This window comes from Micromonospora sp. bgisy143, assembly GCF_057708145.1.
Map to the genome: position 1 here is coordinate 1 of NZ_JBYIRN010000006.1, position 16,488 is coordinate 16,488.

Sequence of the window (16,488 nt, forward strand, 5' to 3'; positions counted from 1 at the left end):
GGCGTGTCTCGAAGCCCCTGCCCAGCTCGGACGCCAGGTCGTCGCCGGTAACGGCGTCAGGCCGGCACAGTGGTCGAGCACCGCGCGCAGGCCCGGGTGCGGGTTCGCGCGGCGAAGGATGAGCGAGAGTGGGTACGCCAGCGTCGGGCGCGCGATCGGGATGCGGCGCAGGTCATGGCCGGTCGGCCAGAGGTACCGGTCGCGCGCGCCGACGAGGGTGGCCACGTCGGCGGACTCGGCGAGGATGTCGAGCAGCACCTCGTCGCCGAAGTGCGGGCCGGCGGCGTCGATCCGCAGGTCGAAGGCGGCGGCGAGCTGGTGGTAGAAGTCCGCCCACTCGCTGCGCGGGGCGATGCCCGGCACCCAGATCCGGTGCCCCCGCAGGTGGGCCGGCGTCAGGGTGCGCGCGGACGCGAGCGGATGCCGTGGGCCGACGAGCAGCTCCAGCGCCGAGTCGAAGGCGTGCACCACCCGTACCTCGCGCGGCAGCGTCGCCGGGTCGGTGACCGACCGGAACGAGGCGTCCACGTCCCCCGCCCGCACCGCGGCGACCGCCTCGCGCGGGTCGCTGACCCGCAGCGTCACGACGTCGAGGTCGACCTCCGGATGCGAGCGCCAGTAGTCGTGCAGGACCACGGCCTGCGCCGAGCGCAGGCCGAGAACGTCGATCCGCAGGGCCCGCGAGCCCGGTCTGATCGCGGCGACCGCGCGGTCCACCCCGGCGACGATGCCCCGGGCGTGCGGCAGGAACGCCTGGCCGTCGGGTGTCAGCTCGACCCCTCTGGGGGTACGCGTGAACAACCGGACGTCGAGCGCGCGTTCGAGGGCCGCGATCCGCTTCGACACGGCCTGCTGCGTCACCCCCAGCTCGTCGGCCGCGTGCTGCAACTGCCCGAACTCGGCTGCCCGCACGAACGACCGTACCGCCTCGGTATCCACCGGCTGATTATGGACCCGCACAACCGATGGTTGTGACGCGGCCTGATCCGGTTGTTTGCTTCCAGGTAGAAGGCTGCGATCTGCTGCCCCGGATCCGAACACCGGTTGTCCCGAGGGAGTCAGATGCGCGCGCGGTTGGGGCCCGACTTCGGCTGGCTGTGGTCGGCCTACGCCGTGAGCACGTACGGCACCTGGCTCGCCTTCGGCGCGTTCGGGCTGATCGCGGTCCGCGTGCTGGACTCGTCGCCGTTCGCGGTCTCGCTGCTGGAGGCGGTCGGTCCGGCCGTCGTGGCGGTGCTGGCGTTCTCCCTCGGGCCCTGGGTCGAGCGCCGGCCGAAGCGTCCGGTGCTGATCGCCATGGACCTGATCCGGGCCGCGGCGATGGCGAGCGTCCCGGTCGCGTACGCCCTCGGTCTGCTGTCGTACGGTCAGTTGCTGGTCGTCTCCGTGGTCTGCGGGACCGCGGGCATCGCGTTCGCCGCGGCGTCCGGCGCGTACCTCAAGCATCTTCTTCGTGGCGACGACCTGCTGGTCGCCAACGGCCGGTTCGAGGGCACGGCCTGGGCGGCGACGGCGGCCGGGCCGCCGCTCGGCGGCGCGCTCGTCGGACTGCTCGGCCCGGTCGTCACCGTCGGCGTCGACGCCCTCAGTTACCTGCTGTCGGCGCTCGCGGTCCGGCGGGTACGCGGCGGCGACGTCGCGTCACCCCGCGACCGGTCGGCCGGACCGCGACCCGCCGACCTGCGGTACGGGTGGCGAATCATCGTCGGTGACGCCGTCCTGCGCGGGTTGTTCCTCAACGCGGTCCTGGTCGGCGGCCTCATCATGGCCACCGCGCCGTTGCTGGCGGTACTCCTGCTCGGTCAGTACCACTTCCCGGCGTGGCAGTACGGTCTCGCCTTCGGCGTCCCGGCGCTCGGCGGCCTGGTGGGCGCCCGCCTCTCCGCCCGCCTGGTGGCCCGCCACGGCCGGCACCAGGTCATGATCGTCTCCGGGTGGCTGCGTTCGGTCTTCCCACTCGGTCTCGCCCTCGTCCAGCCGGGTGTCCCCGGGCTGCTCACCGTGATCGTCGTCGAGGGGCTGCTCATCACCTGCATGGGCGTCTTCAACCCGATCTCCGCGACCGAGCGGCTGCGCCGCATTCCGCTGAGCCACACCGCTCGCGTCCTCAGCATGTGGAGTGCCGTCAGTCGGCTCGTCCAGGCGGCGCTGGTGGTGATCTGGGGTGTGCTCGCGACCCTCACCAGCCCGCTCACGGCGATCACGGTCTCCGGCGTGCTCCTGCTCGCCACCCCGCTCCTGCTGCCCGGCCGACGCTTTATATTTCCAAACGTCGATGTTAACGTTCACGTAACGTCGTCGTCTGCCGGTCGACATCAGATTCGGCAGCGGCCCGGGATCGGAGAACGCTCATGACCACATCCGGCAGGGCTCGTCAGGTGCGCTCGATGGCGGTGCTGACGGTGTGCGCGCTCGCCGCCGCGGTCGCGCCGGCCACTGCCGCGTCGGCGGCCACGACCATCACGGTGGCCGCCGACGGCAGTGGCACCTACCTGACCGTGCAGGCGGCGATCGACAGTGTCGCGGCGAACAACGGTGTTCCGGTCACCATCTCCATCAAACCCGGCACCTACCGGGGCGTGGTCACCATTCCCGCCAACAAGCCCTTCCTCACCCTGGTCGGCGCCGGCAGCTCCGCCAGCCAGGTGGTGATCGTCGAAGGGCATGCCTCCGGCCAGACCAAGCCCGGTGGCGGCACGTACGGCACGTCCGGCAGCGCCTCGGTCTTCGTCAACGCCAACGACACCACCATCAGGAACCTGACCATGTCGAACGACTTCGACGAGGCAGCGCACACCCTCGACGCCGAGCAGGCCGTCGCGGTCAACACCTCCGGCGACCGGGTGCAGTTCGACAACGTCCGCATCCTCGGCAACCAGGACACCCTGCTGGTCAACGCCCCCAGCGTCAGCGCGGTCCGGCGGCTCTACGTCCGTAACTCCTACGTGCAGGGTGACGTCGACTTCATCTTCGGCCGGGGCACCATGGTCTTCCAGAGCGGCACCGTCCACTCGCTCACCCGGGGCTCGTCGTCGAACAACGGTTACCTCACCGCCGCGGCCACCGACATCAACAACAAGTACGGCTTCCTGTTCTGGGGCACCACCCTGACCAGCAACGCCCCCGCCCGGACCGTCTACCTGGGTCGACCCTGGCACCCCAGCGGCGACGTCAACGCCCGTGGTCAGGTCCTCTACCGGGGCGTCACGATGGGCGCGCACATCCGTACCGACCCCTGGACCGACATGTCCGGCTTCTCGTGGCGGGACGCACGGTTCGCCGAGTACGGCAGCACCGGGGCGGGCGCCGGCGTCAACGCCAACCGGCCCCAGATGAGCGCCTCCACCGCCGCCCAGTACACACCCACCGCCTACCTGGCGGGCACCGACGGCTGGAACCCCATCCGATGACGAGGATCCGTTCGCTGCGTACCGCCGCCGGCATCGCGGTCGCCGCCGGGGTGCTCGCCGCGGGTCTACCGGTGCTCAGCGCCGAGGCCGCCGCCGGCGACGGCACACCGACGGACTCGAACATCAGCTTCGTCGGCCGGTGGAACAGGACGAATCCCTCGGCCTACGTGCCCTACTGGGCCGGCGCGTACCTGCGGGTCGGGTTCACCGGCCGGACGGTGAAGCTTCGACAGCGCAACACCATCCAGTTGTGGGCCAGCATCGACGGCGGGGCGTTCACGTCCTTCACCGGCTCCGGCACGATCAACCTGACGCCGACCGCCCTCGCTGCCGGCAGCCACACGTTGATCGTCAGTTACCGGCAGGTGGCCGGCTCCTACACCGGGGACGCGGTCTTCCAGGGGCTGGTCCTCGACTCCGGCGCGGGCACGTACCGGCCACCGGTCCGCCCCAAGCTGGTCGAGTTCGTCGGTGACTCGATCACCGCAGGTGCCACCAGCAGTCAACTCGCCGTGACGGACTACGCCTTCAAGGTCGGTGAGCGGCTCGGGTACGACCACACCCAGATCGCGATCGGTGGGATGTGTCTGGCCGAGACGACCGATGGCTGCTGGGCCCAGTCGACCCGCTACTGGATGTCCTCCGGTGGTCAGGCCGGCACCGACCCGTGGGACTTCTCCCGCTACACCGCCGACGGCGTGGTGATCAACCTGGGCACCAACGACAAGAGCCACGGCGTGAGCGCCACGGCCTTCCAGGCGGCGTACACCACCTTCCTGACCAGGATCCGGGCCACGTTCCCGAACGCCACGCTCTTCGCCCTGCGGACGTTCATCGGTCGCTACGCGGCGGAGACGGAGGCGGCGGTGCGGGTCCGTAACGCCGCCGGTGACGCGAACGTCGTCTACGTGGACACCACCGGCTGGCTGCCGGCCGGCGGCCTCAGCGACTCGGTGCACCCGAACGACGCGGGCCACCAGGCCATCACCGACCGGCTCGCCCCGATCCTCAGCGCCCGCCTGACCACCACCCCGGGCCCGACCACCCCGCCCCCCACGACCCCGCCCCCGACCACCCCCGCGCCGACCACTGGTGCGCCGACGCCTCCGGCGGGTGCGGGCTGCGCGGTCAGCTACCGCAAGACCGGTGACTGGGGTACGGGCGCCCAGTTCGACGTGACGCTCCACAACACCTCCGCCGTCGGCGTCAACGGGTGGACCCTGACCTGGTCCCTGCCGGGCGGTCAGCGGATCACACAGTCCTGGAATGCCACCGTCACCCAGTCCGGCGCCGCGGCCACGGCGGCGAACGTCGCCTGGAACGCGGTGATCCCGGCCGCCGGCTCGGCGAGCTTCGGGATCATCACCGACAGCCCGCTCACCGGAGCCACCGGTTTCGCCCTCAACGGCTCCCCGTGCGCCGCCGCCACCTGACGGTGGGCGTCCCCGATCGAGGCAGGAGTAACCGATGAAGGTTCGCCGATCGCGCCTCCTGGCCCTGGCCGCGGCGGTCCTGACCGTCGCGGCCGGCGGGCTCGGCGTCGCCACCGCCCGGGCCGCCGCCCCGGCGTGCGCCGTCGACTACCGGATCACCAGCCAGTGGAGCGGCGGATTCGGCGCGGATGTCGTCGTCACCAATTTCGGGGACGCGGTGACCGGTTGGACCGTCGGTTGGCGCCTCGCCTCCGGGCAGGGCGTGACCCAGGCGTGGAACGCCACCGTCACGGTCACCGGTACGGCGGTCACCGCCACCAACATGAGCTACAACGGTGCCGTCGGCACTGGCGCGTCGGTGGCCTTCGGTTTCACCGGCTCGTGGAACGGCAGCAACCCGGTGCCCTCGTCCTTCACGTTCAACGGCACCACCTGCGTCGGACCACCGGGGGCGAGCCCCACCGCGCCGACGCCGTCGCCCACCGCGCCGTCGCCGACATCGACGCCGTCGCCCGAGCCGACACCCTGCACCGGTCCGAGCACGCCGCCGGTCAGCCCGTCCACGTCACCGACACCCGCGCCGATCACGGTGTGGATGGCCGGCGACTCCACGATGATGAACGCCAGTTCCTGTCCGATCGGGTGGGGCAGCCAGTTCGCGTCCTACCTCACCTCGAACGTCACCGTGCGGAACAGCGCCGTCGGCGGGCGCAGCATCCAGACGTGGCTGTACGAGGGCAACGTGACCACCACCAAGAACTCGGCCGGCGAGTGCGTGCTCAGCTCGACCGCCTACAGCGCACGGTGGGCGGCGATGCTGGACAGCGGCAGTGGCTTCAAGGCCGGTGACTACCTGATCATCCAGTTCGGCATCAACGACGGCGACTCGGCCTGCCCGCGCCACGTCGGTCGCAACCGCTTCAAGGAACTGCTCGGCGTCATGGCGACGGCCGCCAAGGCCCGGGGCGTGAAGCCGATCTTCGTCACCCCGGTCGCGGCGATCACCTGTAGCGGCGGCACCGCCGTCGGCAATCGCGGTTTCGTCACCGAGACGACGGCAGCGGCCGCCGCCAACGGCGTACCCGTCATCGACCTGCACGCGAAGAGCGTGGCGCTCTACAACACGCTCAGGTTGTGCCCGAACAACGGTGACTACTCGACGGGCGCGGTCGGAGCGTTCTTCTGCAACGACCACACCCACTTCGAGGTGGCCGGAGCCCGACAGATCGCCGGCCTGGTCGCCACCGCCCTGCGGGCACAGAACATCCCGCTCGCCGCGTACCTGAGGTGACACCGCCCCTTGACGGAGTGCGCAGCTACCGGCTCTGCGTACGTCTTTCGTCGGCAGCGATCCGGACGTCCCGGAAGTCGATGACCGCCTCGCGAGCAACGGTGATCAGGACGGCCAGGTCACCGTCTGCCAGCAGCAGGACATCGTCGAGCACCGGAGGTGGAACCTCCAGTTCCTGCGGGCCGTAGCAGTCGTGCCAGGCCATGTCCATGAGGTGCAGGAGGTCGAGCGCGGCGTCAACCTGCCCACCGGCGAACAGTCCTTCGACGCGCGGCCTGCGTTCTGCGCGACGCTGCTCGCTGCCAAGTGCCACGGATGACTCCTTCGGCTCGGGTCTGCTGGCGACAGCACGTCAGCGACTCACGGCGATCGCCCTGCCGCGACCCTGTCGCGCGGTCAACTCTGCTGGTAGTTCACTGCGGCGAAGCCGCACGGCTGGTGCAGGTGCAGGTAGAACGCGCCCTCGCCGTACTCGTCCAGGTCGGCGCCGGCGATCAGACCCACGTAGTCCATAAGTTCGCCGCAACCGGGGCAGTCGGCGTGCTCGGCGTCCTGGATCCACTCGGGCCGGCCGCCCAGTGTCGATCCACCCTGGTTCCAGGCGCTGACCTGGTACGGGCTCGTCAAGGCCGGCCCGAGGACCGGTGACAGTGCCGGGGGATCCTCCGGTTGGGTGGCGTCCGGGAGGTAGGTCGGGCGGGCGTTGCCGGCCCACCAGGTGACGTCACCGGCCGGCGTGACGTGGCTGTACAGCGTCGTGTAGCAGGCGCAGAAGTGGCAGGTCTCGATCACCAATCGCCCGGACCACCCCGTGTGGGCCAGCGCCGCGGCGATGTCGGCGTCCGTGGTGTCGAGGTCCGCGGCGACCCACAGCGGCGAGGAGCACCAGGGGCAAGCGGACCGATCGACGCCCGGCGGCGTTTCCCGCATGACCCACCGGTACGCGGTGTCCCCGCACAGGTCCCGTCGCCGACCGTCCGCGCCGACCGCCCAGCCGCCCTCGTGCGCGTAGCTGAGCGCATCGACATGCAGCTTGTCCGAACCCGCGGGAGGCTGCGTCGTCCAGCGACGCAGCGCGCTCTCTGCGGACGGGTGAGCAGTGTGCGCCAGGACCATGAGCAGGTGGTTGAGCCGGTCGGGCGTTCGGCCGCTGTCGACCTGCTCGATGATCCGACGGACCAGGTCGGCGTCCGCCGCGCGGTACAACTTTCCCGGGTACAGCACGTCGAGGTCGAGCAGGAGACCCAGGTGCGGGGTCAGCCGGCGAGGGTCGGCGTCCGCGATGGCGCTCAACTCCTCGATCGCGTCGTCGTCCTCGGTGGCGGCGCGTCTCATCAATTCCTCGATCACGAGAGGATGGTAGCCACGCCGTCCAGGGGAGGTCCGAGCTCGTCAGTCGGCGGTGGTGCCGCCACCGCATCACGCCTTGTCGGGCTCGCCCGCCTCGCGCTCGACCGCCCCGCTGCGCTCCTCCTGGCGCTTCACGAATGCCTGCACGATTTCGGCGATATCGGCCTCGTCGGCGCCCTCGACCCGCAACGTCCGGCCGTCCACCGTCACCTCGACGGTGTTCGTGGCCGGTCGATCACGACGACCCCGCAACACGGCCCAGACGGTGTTGGCGACCGCACCGACAGCGGTCAACCCGCCGACCGCGATCAGCAGCGCCTCGAACACGGTCACCACCTCTCCGAGAGCACCACGTTGGCCACGCTGGTCACGATCGCGAAGAGCAGCACCCACACGGAGACCTGGGTGATGCGGTTGCGGCGGTCCTCGGCCGTCTGGGCGGCGGCCGTCGATTGTGCTCGCGGCGACTCCGGCGCTGCGCCCATTGTGGCCGGCGCGCCACCGAGGACCGTCGGCGCGACGCCGATCGAGTCGGGCACGTCCGGAGCGGAGACGCCGACCGACTTCGGCAGCGCCGCGGCACTCGGTGACGCGGCGAGCGCCACGGCCGGACCGGACATCTCGTCCACGGTCTTGGCCGCCCCGTAACCGACCGCCGCGAGCGTGATGATGATGAGCGCCGCGGCGATGGCGAGACCGTGGGCGATGTCCGCGTGCCCGTCGATCCTGCGGTCGAACACGAGATCGCCCACGGCCGCCGTGGCCAGGCCCACGGCCAGGAAGAACAACTCGCCGTCACCGAAGACGTCGATCGCCTCGGACGTGTTTCCCTGCAACCACAGGACACCGGTCTGGCACACGATGGGCAGCACGCCAAGGAGCAGGCCGAAGAAGAGCCATTTGCAGAGCTTGCGGACCATCCGCTGGCCCGTGGTCATTCCCGTGTGGATGGAGACCTGTGTTGGCGTCATGGACCCTCCCGGCCGCCGGGCTGTCCCGACACCCTACTGGGTGGCCTGGACGACTAAGTCCCTACTCAGACCAGCGGCGCCTGCGCGGATCGACCGCCGTCGCCGGCCGTGCGGGCAGCCTCGGGAGCGGTGATCGGCGCGGTGATGATCCGGCTCGGCAGCACCGGCGCGTCCCGGCCGGTGCCCCGCCGCACGTCGCCGTCGGTCGACTGCTCGTGGTAGTCCTGCTCGACGTTGACCGACCAGATGTCGTGGGCGCTGCCGGTGACGATGTTGTCGACGGTCAGCATCGCGGTGAGCATCGAGTGGTCCTGGTTGTTGTAGCGGTGCATGCCGTTGCGTCCCACCGGGTGCACGTTCGGCACGGCCTCGGCCAGCCACGCCCGGATCACGTCCACGTTGTGCTGGTAGCGCTCGTCGTACACCGGATAGGCCTTCGGCATCCGCACGACGTGCCCGGCCTCGACCACCCCCGGGCGGACCAGACCGAGCCGCTCCAGCTCCGCGGTGGCCAGGGCCACCAGGTCGGCATCGGAGGTACGCCACATCTCGTCGTCCTCGAACACGAAGTACTCCAGGCCCAGGCAGGTGCGCCCGTCCTTGACCAGGTACGGCGACCAGGAGCCGAAGTTCTGGATCCGGCCCACCCGTACCGCCGGATCGTGCACGTAGATCCAGTTGTCGGGGAACGAGAACTCCGCCGGCACCACCAGCGCGACGGTCAGGAAGTCGCGGTAGCGCAGGTCGGCGGCGCAGGCCAGCACCTCCGGGGGCGCGGGCGGGCGCAGCGCGGCGACCAGCTCCGAGATCGGCATCGACGAGATCACATCGTCGGCCGGCTCGGTACGCTGCCCGCCCGCGCCGTTGAGCGTCACGCTGATCGCCCGACGTCGTTTCGGGTCGCGGTGCACGGCGGTCACCCAGGTACCGGTCGACACCTCGCCGCCGCGCTGGCGTACCTGCTCGGCGCAGCGCTCCCACATCATCCCGGGCCCGTACTTCGGGTACTGGAACTCCTCGATCAGGCTGGTCACGTCGGTGCGGCGGCGGTGGGGCAGCAGCGCGTTACGGATCGCCGTGGCCAGCGACAGGTTCTTGATCCGCTGCGCGGCCCAGTCGGCCCGCAGCCGGTCCGCCGGCATACCCCAGACCTTCTCGGTGTACGTCTTGAAGAAGATCGAGTACAGCCGCCAACCGAACCGGGCCGACACCCAGCCCTCGAAGTGCGACTGGTCGCGCGGTGGGCGCAGCCGCGCCCGGGCGTACGAGCCGAGGCAGCGTACCGCCTCCGGCAGACCCAGGTTGCGCAGCGCGTTCGTCGCGCTCAGCGGATAGTTGAACAGGGCGCCCCGGTAGAAGATCCGGCTCATCCGGGGTCGGGTCAGGAAGTCCTCGTCGGGCAGGATCTCGTGCCAGAACGCCTCCACCCGGGGGACCTTGGTGAAGAACCGGTGCCCGCCGATGTCGAAGCGCCAGCCGTCGCGCTCCACGGTTCGGCTGATCCCGCCGACCACCTCGTCGGCCTCGAAGACCCGGACCGGCCGCCCGTGGCGGAGCAGTTCGTACGCCGCCGTGAGCCCCGCCGGCCCCGCGCCGATGACCACCGTGCCGTGTTGCTCGCTCATGCCGCCGTACTCCCTGTTGCTGGTCGAGGCGGCCCGCGTACCCCTTATGCCCGGGATGTCACCTCCTGGTCCTGGTGGGTTTCCCCTCCGGCGAGCGCCGCCGGGGCGTACAACGGGGAGGGCGGCGGGCGGCGGGGCGGACCGGGGGAGCGGGGCGGATGCACCGGTGGCGAGACGGCCGGCGGCGTGCGGCGGCGCTGGCCGGTGCGGGCGCGCGACTGGTCCACCGGATGCCGGCGCCCTGGCCGTACCTGATCGGGCTCTTTCTCGGCGCGAAGCTGCTGCTGACCCTGCTCGGCTTGCTGGTCCTGCACGCCTGGGACGGCATTCCCGGCGCGCCGCCGCCGGACGAGGCGCTGATGTGGGCGCAGCAGCGCGAGATCTCCGGGCACCGGTGGATCTCGTTCTGGTTCGCCTGGGACGCGCTGCTCTACCTGCGGCTGAGCGAACTGCCGCTGACCGGGCGACCGTGGGGGGATTTCGGCTTTCCACTGCTCTACCCCTTCCTCGCCCGACCGGTCGGCGCGCTGCTCGGCGGCGACAACGCGCTGGCCCTGCTGTTGATCAGCAACGTCGCGTTCCTGGGCGCCCTCGGGTACGGCTATCGGCTGGCCGAGGTGCTGCTCGGTGAGGCCGACGCGGCCCGGCGGTTCACCCGCTACCTCGTGCTCCTGCCGACGGCCTTCCTGTTCCAGGCCGCGCTGACCGAGTCGCTGTTCGTCTGCCTCGCGCTGGCCGCCTTCTACTACGCCGAGCGCCGCCGGTGGCTGCTGGTCGGCGTGGTCGGCTACTTCCTGGCGATGAGCCGGTCGCTCGGACTGTTCGTCGCCCTGCCGTTGGCGCTGGTGCTGCTGCGCCAGCACGACTGGCGGCTCGGTCCGCGTGCCCTGCTCGGCTACCTGCGGACCGGCTGGCCGTTGCTGCTGCTGCCCGCCGGATGGTTCACCTTCATGGCGTTCTGCCGGTGGCGGGGCGGCGACTGGTTCGCCTACCAGCACGCGCAGAAGGCCGGCTGGGGGATCGAGGCGCAGAACCCCGTTCCGGTGGTGCTGGATGCGTTCACCGGCGAGCCGCGCGACGCCGCCCGGGTGCTGTTCGCCCTGGTCGTGCTGGTCGTCCTGGTCGCCGGACTCCGCCGTCGGGAGGTGCCCTACCTGGTCTACGGCGTGCTCATGGTGCTGGTGCCGCTGTCGCTGGGCCCCGCCGTCTACAAGAGCCTGCTGCGCTACCTGCTGGCCGCGTTCCCGGTGGCCCTGGTGCTGGCCCGCTGGGCCCGCCGGGCGGGTGTCGACGTGTGGCTCACGGCGGCGCTCGCCCTCGTGCAGGGCGCGCTGTTCGTGCTCTGGCTCAGCTACTGGACCCACATGATCATTTGATGGGCCGGGCGTCGGCCAGGCAGGATGGTGCGATACCCGAGCGCGCCCGAATGGAGGCCCGGTGTTCGCCCTGCTGTTGAGCGAGGACGTCGAGCTGCGCGCGTTGCACCCCTGGCAGGCCGAGGAGTTCCTCGCCCACCTGGACCGGGCGCGGGAGCACATCCGGCCCTGGGTGTCGCCGTCCTTCGTCGCCACCGACCTGCCGTCGGCCCGGGCCGTGTTGCAGCGCTACGCCGACCGCTGGGCGGCCGACACCGGCGGCATCTGGGGGCTGTGGTGGCGCGGCACGCTGGTCGGCGGGGTGATGTTCGTGTCGTTCGACGTCACGCTCGGCCTGTGCGAGGTCGGCTGCTGGCTGGAGCCGGCGGCGCAGGGTCGGGGCATCGTGGCCCCCGCGGTACGGCGGATCGTCGACTGGGCGGTACGCGAGCGCGGCATCCAGCGCGTCGAGTGGCGCACCAACGCCGCCAACGTCCGCAGCATCGCCCTGGCCCGCCGGCTCGGCCTGCGTCACGACGGCACCCTGCGCCAGGTCTACCCGGGCCCGCACGGCCGCATCGACCTGGAGATCTGGTCGGTGCTGGCCGACGAGTGGCGGGCCGCCCCCGTACCGCCGCCCACCGTCCACTGACGACGACGGATTTCTGTCGTACCCGGGCGGCAGCATGCATTCATGGCCATCCCCGCGCTCACCCCACATTCCGACCCGCCGCGTTCCGTGCCGCTGCGTGAGGCGCGCACCCGGTTCAGCCAGCTCGTCGCGTTGGCTGAGCTGACCGACGCGGTCACCGTCGTCACCCGCGACGGCGATTCCCGCCCGGTCGCCGCGATCGTTCCCGCCGTCGCGGCCCGCAGCGCCGCCCAGGCCCGCGCCGACGCCGACCGGCTCGCCGCGGTCACCGCCGGTTGGGCCCGCCGCCTCGACGAGCAGCACCGCCGCAGCAGCCAGCGGCACGCCGCCGAGCTGGGCGCGGTCCGTGCGGCGCTGGCCGAGGTGTGGGCCGAGCTGGACCGCCGGGTCGTCCCGGGCAGCGACCCGACCCTGGCCCGGCTACGCGCCGCGCACGCCGACCTGCTCGCCGACTGACCTCCGCTCACCGGACGGGCGGCCGGCTGCGCATCGTGTAGCAGGGGCCGCATCCGGTCCGGCATCGGCCTGCGCACCGAGCCCGACAGCGACGGCCGCGCGCCCGCTCCTCGCGCGACGGCGGCGTCAGGTCGTCGCCGGGTACGCGTGGGTCTCGGTCGCCTTGACCGCCACCCAGATCCGTTGGCCGGGTATCAGCCGGAGCTGCGCCGCCGCGGCCGGCGTGACGTCGGCGGCCACGCCGATCGGCCCGTCCACCTGCACCCGCACGTTGTCGCCGTGGCGCTGCACGCCGGTCACCGTGCCCGCCCAGGTGTTGCGAGGGCTGCCGTCGGGTCGCGCCGGATGCAGGGCCACCGCCGCCGGGCGGAACGCCACGAACGCGTCGCCGTCGAGCCGGTCGGCCACGCTGAGCGTCAAATCCGGCGCGACGCGTACCCCGTGGCCGTCGGCCCGACCCCGGTAGAGGTTCAGCCCGACCAGCCGTGCCACGTAGTCGGTGCGCGGCCGGGCCGTCACGCTCGGGCCGTCGCCCTCCTGGACGACGCGCCCACCCTCGACGATGACCAGGCGGTCGGCGAGCGCCAACGCGTCCAGCGGATCGTGGGTGACCAGCACCGTCGCGCCCGGGTGCGCGGCCAGGTGACCGTGCAGTTGGGCGCGGGTCTCCAGACGAGTACGCGCGTCCAGCGCGGCCAGGGGCTCGTCGAGCAGCAGCAGCGACGGCCCGACGGCCAGCGCGCGGGCCAGCGCCACCCGCTGCGCCTGCCCGCCGGAGAGCTGGCGGGGTTTGCGGTGCGCCTGGCCGGCGAGGCCCACCCGGTCGAGCCAGTTCCGCGCGGTGACCCGTGCCGCCCGCCGGTCGACACCGTGCCGGCGCGGCCCGAATGCCACGTTGTCCAACGCGTCGAGGTGCGGGAACAGCAGGTAGTCCTGGAAGACCACGCCGATCGGCCGACGCTCGGTGGGCACCCAGCCCCGGCCGGCCGGCCGGTCCAGGTCGACACCGTCGAGGGTGATGTGCCCGGCGGTGAGCGGGTGCAGTCCGGCCAGGGCGCGCAGCGCGGTGGTCTTGCCGGCCCCGTTCGGCCCGAGCAGCGCGACGACCTCGCCGGGCGCGACCCGCAGCGGCACGTCCAGCCGGAAGGCCCCCCGGTCGACGACCAGTCGGGCATCCAGCAGCGGCGCGATCGCCGGCGGGTCGGCCGGCGGCGCGGTCCCGAGCCGGTCGTCCGGTGTCGGCGCGGTCACGGGCCGGCCAGCCAGCGGTCGCGCAGCGCGGCCAGGATGCCCACCGAGACGATCAGCAGCACCAGGCTGAGCACGATCGCGGACTCCAGGTCGGTCTCCAACGCCAGGTAGACGGCCAACGGCATGGTCTGGGTACGCCCGGGATAGTTGCCGGCGAAGGTGATGGTGGCACCGAACTCGCCGAGCGCCCGCGCCCAGCACAGCACCGCGCCGGCGGCCAGCCCGGGCGCCACCAGCGGCACCGTGACATGGGTGAAGGTGGTCCACCGGCTGGCACCCAGTGTCGCGGCGGCTTCCTCGTAGCGGTGGTCGGCGGCGCGGAGCGCACCCTCCACGGCGATGACCAGGAACGGCATGGCGACGAACGCTTCGGCCAGCACCACGCCCGCGGTGGTGAACGGCAGGGTGACGCCGAACGTGGCGTCGAGCCAGCCGCCGAGCAGCCCGCGCCGGCCGAAGACCAGCAGCAGCGCCACGCCGCCGACCACCGGCGGCAGCACCAGCGGCACGGTGACCAGGGCGCGGACCAGCCGACGGCCGGGAAACTCGACCCGGGCCAGCAGCCACGCCAGGGGCACCCCGAGCAGCAGGCAGAGCAGCGTGGCCAGGGTCGCGGTCTGCACCGACAGACGCAGCGCGGTCAGCGCCCCCGGCGCGGTGAGCCGCTGCGGCAGTGTCGTCCACGGTGCCCGGACCACCAGCCCGGCCAGCGGCAGGACCAGGAAGAGCAGACCCAGCCCGGCCGGGATCAGCAGCGCCGCCGGCACCCGTCCCCGCCGCCGGAACGTGCTGGGCGCGTGGAGCAGGCTCATCGGGCCGCCTGGAAGCCCGCCTCGGCGAGGACCGCCTGTGCCGGCGTCGAGCGGACGTACGCGACGAAGGCCCGCGCGCCGGCCCGATTCGGCGCGTTCGTCAGCGCGACGATCGGATAGTCGTTGATCGCCCGCGCCGACTCGGGGAACTCGACACCTGTCACGTCGGTGCGCGCGGCGCGGGCATCGGTGCGGTAGACCAGGGCCGCGTCGACCTCGCCGAGCTTGACCTTTGCCAGCGCGCCTTTGACGTCCTGTTCGAGGGTGACCGGCGTCAGCGCGACGCCGGCCGCGGTCAGGGCGGTACGCGCCGCCGCGCCGCACGGCACCTGGTCGGCGCAGAGCGCCACCTTCACTCCCGGACGGGCGAGATCGGCGAGGCCGGTCACGCCCCTCGGGTTGCCGGCGGGCACCGCGATCACCAGTTGGTTGCGGGCGAAGACGAACGGCGTGCCGTCGGCGTCGCCGGCCTCGGTCACGGTCGCCATGTTCTTCGGCGCGGCCGAGGCGAAGACGTCCGCCGGTGCGCCCTGGGTGATCTGGTTGGCCAGGGCCGAGCTGCCGGCCAGGTTGAGGGTGACGGTGACGCCGGGGTTGGCGGCCTCGAAGTCCCGGGCGATGCGGGTGAACGACTCGGTCAGCGAGGCGGCGGCGAACACGGTGATCGTGCCGCTGACCCGACCGTCCCGGGTGTCGCCCCCGGTCGCCGGGTCGCCCGTACGGTCGCAGCCGGCCGTCGCCAGCACGGCCACCGCCAGTGCCGCCGCGATGAGTCGGGCCCGACGCCTCATCCGTTCCCCCGCGCTGCGGCCGAGGCGGCGGGAGCGGCGCGCTCCACCACCACGGTGGTCGACTTGATCACGGCGACGGCGACCGAGCCGACCCGCAGGTCGAGGTCGTCGACCGCCTCCCGGCTCATCAGCGACACCACCCGGAACGGGCCGGCCTGGATGTCGACCTGGGCCATCACCGTGTCCTTGCGGACGTCGACGACGATGCCGCGCAACCGGTTGCGCGCCGAGGAGAACTCGGCACCCGCGTCCGGGTCGGCGGCCTGCGTCCGGGCGAACGCCGCGAGGTCGACCCCGTCGATGATCCGGTGGCCGTGTTCGTCGCGCCCGGCGGGCAGCCGCCCGGCGTCCACCCAGCGGCGGATGGTGTCGGCGCTGACGCCGAGCAGGTCGGCCGCCGCGCCGATCCGGAAGGTCGTCACGGGACCACCCTAGCGTCCGCACCTGCGAGGAGGAACTGCCGGATGAGATGGTTCCTGCGTGTCGTTGCGGCCTTCTCAGTGGGTAGGTGCGAGGGGTGATCAGGTCGCGCGACCGTCGTACGTCGCGCGGTTGGCGAACACGTCGTCCATGTGCGTCTCGGCCCAGCTCTTCAGGCCGCGCACCACCTCGTGCAGGGAGAGGCCCAGGTCGGTGAGCGCGTAGGTGACCGTGACGGGCACGGTCGGCTCCACGGTGCGCGTGATCAGACCGTCCCGCTCCAGCGAACGCAACGTCTGCGTGAGCATCTTCTGACTGACACCGGCGAGCAGGCGGGACAGCTCCGAGTAGCGCATCGGCCGGGGCTCGCCGGAGCAGTCGGCACCGGACTGCGGCGAGCCTGCGCCGCGGAGCGCGGCCAGCACCAGTGTGACCCACTTGTCCGCGATCCGGTCGAGCAGCTTGCGGCTCGGACACTGCGCCAGGAACGCGTCGTAGTCCGACTTGGCCTGCGCCCTCTTCTGGGCCGCCGTCGTCGTCGCCATCGCCGTGCTCCTTCACCCCGGTGAGTTACGTACTTTCAGGTTCCTACTTCCCGAAAGGAAGCTACACCCTGACAGTTGGTTCCGGTAACAGCGAGGCACCGGAACCACCCGGTGCGATGCGAGAGT

Annotated in this window: 18 protein-coding genes; 7 read left to right on the forward strand and 11 right to left on the reverse strand. The window is 72.0% G+C overall.

The window, feature by feature from the left end:
- Positions 1–939 (reverse strand): LysR family transcriptional regulator (locus tag AC3EN4_RS10340; RefSeq protein WP_435205712.1); only part of this gene is annotated, 939 nt, incomplete at its 3' end.
- Between the two features lie 123 nt (positions 940–1,062).
- On the opposite strand from AC3EN4_RS10340, the gene AC3EN4_RS10345 reads away from it, so the two are divergent.
- Genes AC3EN4_RS10345 through AC3EN4_RS10360 form a run of 4 tightly spaced genes read left to right on the forward strand, consistent with a single transcriptional unit; the run spans position 1,063 to position 6,134 of the window.
- Positions 1,063–2,355, forward strand: coding sequence for an MFS transporter (locus AC3EN4_RS10345; RefSeq protein ID WP_435205713.1), 1,293 nt, complete (start codon positions 1,063–1,065; stop codon positions 2,353–2,355).
- Positions 2,356–2,387: 32 nt separating this feature from the next.
- On the forward strand, positions 2,388–3,410 hold the full coding sequence (locus tag AC3EN4_RS10350) for a pectinesterase family protein (RefSeq protein ID WP_435205714.1): 1,023 nt from the start codon (positions 2,388–2,390) through the stop codon (positions 3,408–3,410).
- Positions 3,407–4,843, forward strand: coding sequence for a cellulose binding domain-containing protein (locus AC3EN4_RS10355; RefSeq protein WP_435205715.1), 1,437 nt, complete (start codon positions 3,407–3,409; stop codon positions 4,841–4,843). The genes AC3EN4_RS10350 and AC3EN4_RS10355 overlap by 4 nt, the downstream gene beginning before the upstream one ends.
- A 34-nt stretch (positions 4,844–4,877) precedes the next feature.
- On the forward strand, positions 4,878–6,134 hold the full coding sequence (locus AC3EN4_RS10360) for a cellulose binding domain-containing protein (protein WP_435205716.1): 1,257 nt from the start codon (positions 4,878–4,880) through the stop codon (positions 6,132–6,134).
- Positions 6,135–6,159: 25 nt separating this feature from the next.
- On the opposite strand, the gene AC3EN4_RS10365 is transcribed toward AC3EN4_RS10360, so the two are convergent.
- The 5 genes from AC3EN4_RS10365 to AC3EN4_RS10385 form a co-directional block, all read right to left on the reverse strand.
- Positions 6,160–6,447, reverse strand: coding sequence for a hypothetical protein (locus AC3EN4_RS10365; RefSeq protein WP_435205717.1), 288 nt, complete (start codon positions 6,445–6,447; stop codon positions 6,160–6,162).
- Positions 6,448–6,530: 83 nt separating this feature from the next.
- On the reverse strand, positions 6,531–7,484 hold the full coding sequence (locus AC3EN4_RS10370; RefSeq protein WP_435205718.1) for a hypothetical protein: 954 nt from the start codon (positions 7,482–7,484) through the stop codon (positions 6,531–6,533).
- 69 nt (positions 7,485–7,553) lie between these two features.
- On the reverse strand, positions 7,554–7,877 hold the full coding sequence (locus AC3EN4_RS10375) for an effector-associated constant component EACC1 (protein WP_435205719.1): 324 nt from the start codon (positions 7,875–7,877) through the stop codon (positions 7,554–7,556).
- Entirely contained in the window at positions 7,814–8,455 is a 642-nt protein-coding gene (locus AC3EN4_RS10380; protein ID WP_435205720.1) for a hypothetical protein, read from the reverse strand. The genes AC3EN4_RS10375 and AC3EN4_RS10380 overlap by 64 nt, the downstream gene beginning before the upstream one ends.
- Before the next feature lie 65 nt (positions 8,456–8,520).
- Positions 8,521–10,080 (reverse strand): NAD(P)/FAD-dependent oxidoreductase, encoded by a 1,560-nt coding sequence (locus AC3EN4_RS10385; protein ID WP_435205721.1) that lies wholly within the window; start codon positions 10,078–10,080, stop codon positions 8,521–8,523.
- A 158-nt stretch (positions 10,081–10,238) separates the two neighbouring features.
- On the opposite strand from AC3EN4_RS10385, the gene AC3EN4_RS10390 reads away from it, so the two are divergent.
- The 3 genes from AC3EN4_RS10390 to AC3EN4_RS10400 all read left to right on the forward strand — a co-directional run bounded on the left by AC3EN4_RS10390 (position 10,239) and on the right by AC3EN4_RS10400 (position 12,543).
- Entirely contained in the window at positions 10,239–11,456 is a 1,218-nt protein-coding gene (locus AC3EN4_RS10390; protein ID WP_435205722.1) for a hypothetical protein, read from the forward strand.
- Between the two features lie 61 nt (positions 11,457–11,517).
- A complete protein-coding gene (locus tag AC3EN4_RS10395) occupies positions 11,518–12,087 on the forward strand; it encodes a GNAT family N-acetyltransferase (protein WP_435205723.1) in 570 nt (189 codons plus the stop codon).
- A 42-nt stretch (positions 12,088–12,129) separates the two neighbouring features.
- Complete coding sequence (locus tag AC3EN4_RS10400; RefSeq protein WP_422740546.1) at positions 12,130–12,543, forward strand: type II toxin-antitoxin system Phd/YefM family antitoxin; 414 nt, start codon at positions 12,130–12,132, stop codon at positions 12,541–12,543.
- A gap of 126 nt (positions 12,544–12,669) precedes the next feature.
- Here the strand turns inward: AC3EN4_RS10400 and AC3EN4_RS10405 are convergent, their stop codons facing one another.
- The 5 genes from AC3EN4_RS10405 to AC3EN4_RS10425 all read right to left on the reverse strand — a co-directional run bounded on the left by AC3EN4_RS10405 (position 12,670) and on the right by AC3EN4_RS10425 (position 16,362).
- Positions 12,670–13,734: an ABC transporter ATP-binding protein gene (locus AC3EN4_RS10405; RefSeq protein ID WP_435205884.1), complete on the reverse strand. Its 1,065-nt coding sequence runs from the start codon at positions 13,732–13,734 to the stop codon at positions 12,670–12,672.
- 56 nt (positions 13,735–13,790) lie between these two features.
- Positions 13,791–14,606 (reverse strand): ABC transporter permease, encoded by an 816-nt coding sequence (locus AC3EN4_RS10410; protein WP_435205724.1) that lies wholly within the window; start codon positions 14,604–14,606, stop codon positions 13,791–13,793.
- On the reverse strand, positions 14,603–15,397 hold the full coding sequence (modA, locus tag AC3EN4_RS10415) for a molybdate ABC transporter substrate-binding protein (protein WP_435205725.1): 795 nt from the start codon (positions 15,395–15,397) through the stop codon (positions 14,603–14,605). The genes AC3EN4_RS10410 and modA overlap by 4 nt, the downstream gene beginning before the upstream one ends.
- Positions 15,394–15,819 (reverse strand): TOBE domain-containing protein, encoded by a 426-nt coding sequence (locus AC3EN4_RS10420; RefSeq protein WP_435205726.1) that lies wholly within the window; start codon positions 15,817–15,819, stop codon positions 15,394–15,396. The genes modA and AC3EN4_RS10420 overlap by 4 nt, the downstream gene beginning before the upstream one ends.
- Positions 15,820–15,918: 99 nt before the next feature.
- Complete coding sequence (locus tag AC3EN4_RS10425; RefSeq protein WP_435205727.1) at positions 15,919–16,362, reverse strand: winged helix-turn-helix transcriptional regulator; 444 nt, start codon at positions 16,360–16,362, stop codon at positions 15,919–15,921.
- Positions 16,363–16,488 lie beyond the last annotated feature (126 nt).

Bases quoted from the DNA above. Each gene is read 5' to 3' on its own strand.
- modA (WP_435205725.1), bottom strand. From the start codon at position 15,397: ATGAGGCGTCGGGCCCGACTCATCGCGGCGGCACTGGCGGTGGCCGTG.
- AC3EN4_RS10400 (WP_422740546.1), top strand. From the start codon at position 12,130: ATGGCCATCCCCGCGCTCACCCCACATTCCGACCCGCCGCGTTCCGTG.
- AC3EN4_RS10385 (WP_435205721.1), bottom strand. From the start codon at position 10,080: ATGAGCGAGCAACACGGCACGGTGGTCATCGGCGCGGGGCCGGCGGGG.
- AC3EN4_RS10345 (WP_435205713.1), top strand. From the start codon at position 1,063: ATGCGCGCGCGGTTGGGGCCCGACTTCGGCTGGCTGTGGTCGGCCTAC.
- AC3EN4_RS10410 (WP_435205724.1), bottom strand. From the start codon at position 14,606: ATGAGCCTGCTCCACGCGCCCAGCACGTTCCGGCGGCGGGGACGGGTG.
- AC3EN4_RS10425 (WP_435205727.1), bottom strand. From the start codon at position 16,362: ATGGCGACGACGACGGCGGCCCAGAAGAGGGCGCAGGCCAAGTCGGAC.
- AC3EN4_RS10355 (WP_435205715.1), top strand. From the start codon at position 3,407: ATGACGAGGATCCGTTCGCTGCGTACCGCCGCCGGCATCGCGGTCGCC.
- AC3EN4_RS10360 (WP_435205716.1), top strand. From the start codon at position 4,878: ATGAAGGTTCGCCGATCGCGCCTCCTGGCCCTGGCCGCGGCGGTCCTG.
- AC3EN4_RS10390 (WP_435205722.1), top strand. From the start codon at position 10,239: ATGCACCGGTGGCGAGACGGCCGGCGGCGTGCGGCGGCGCTGGCCGGT.
- AC3EN4_RS10350 (WP_435205714.1), top strand. From the start codon at position 2,388: ATGGCGGTGCTGACGGTGTGCGCGCTCGCCGCCGCGGTCGCGCCGGCC.
- AC3EN4_RS10380 (WP_435205720.1), bottom strand. From the start codon at position 8,455: ATGACGCCAACACAGGTCTCCATCCACACGGGAATGACCACGGGCCAG.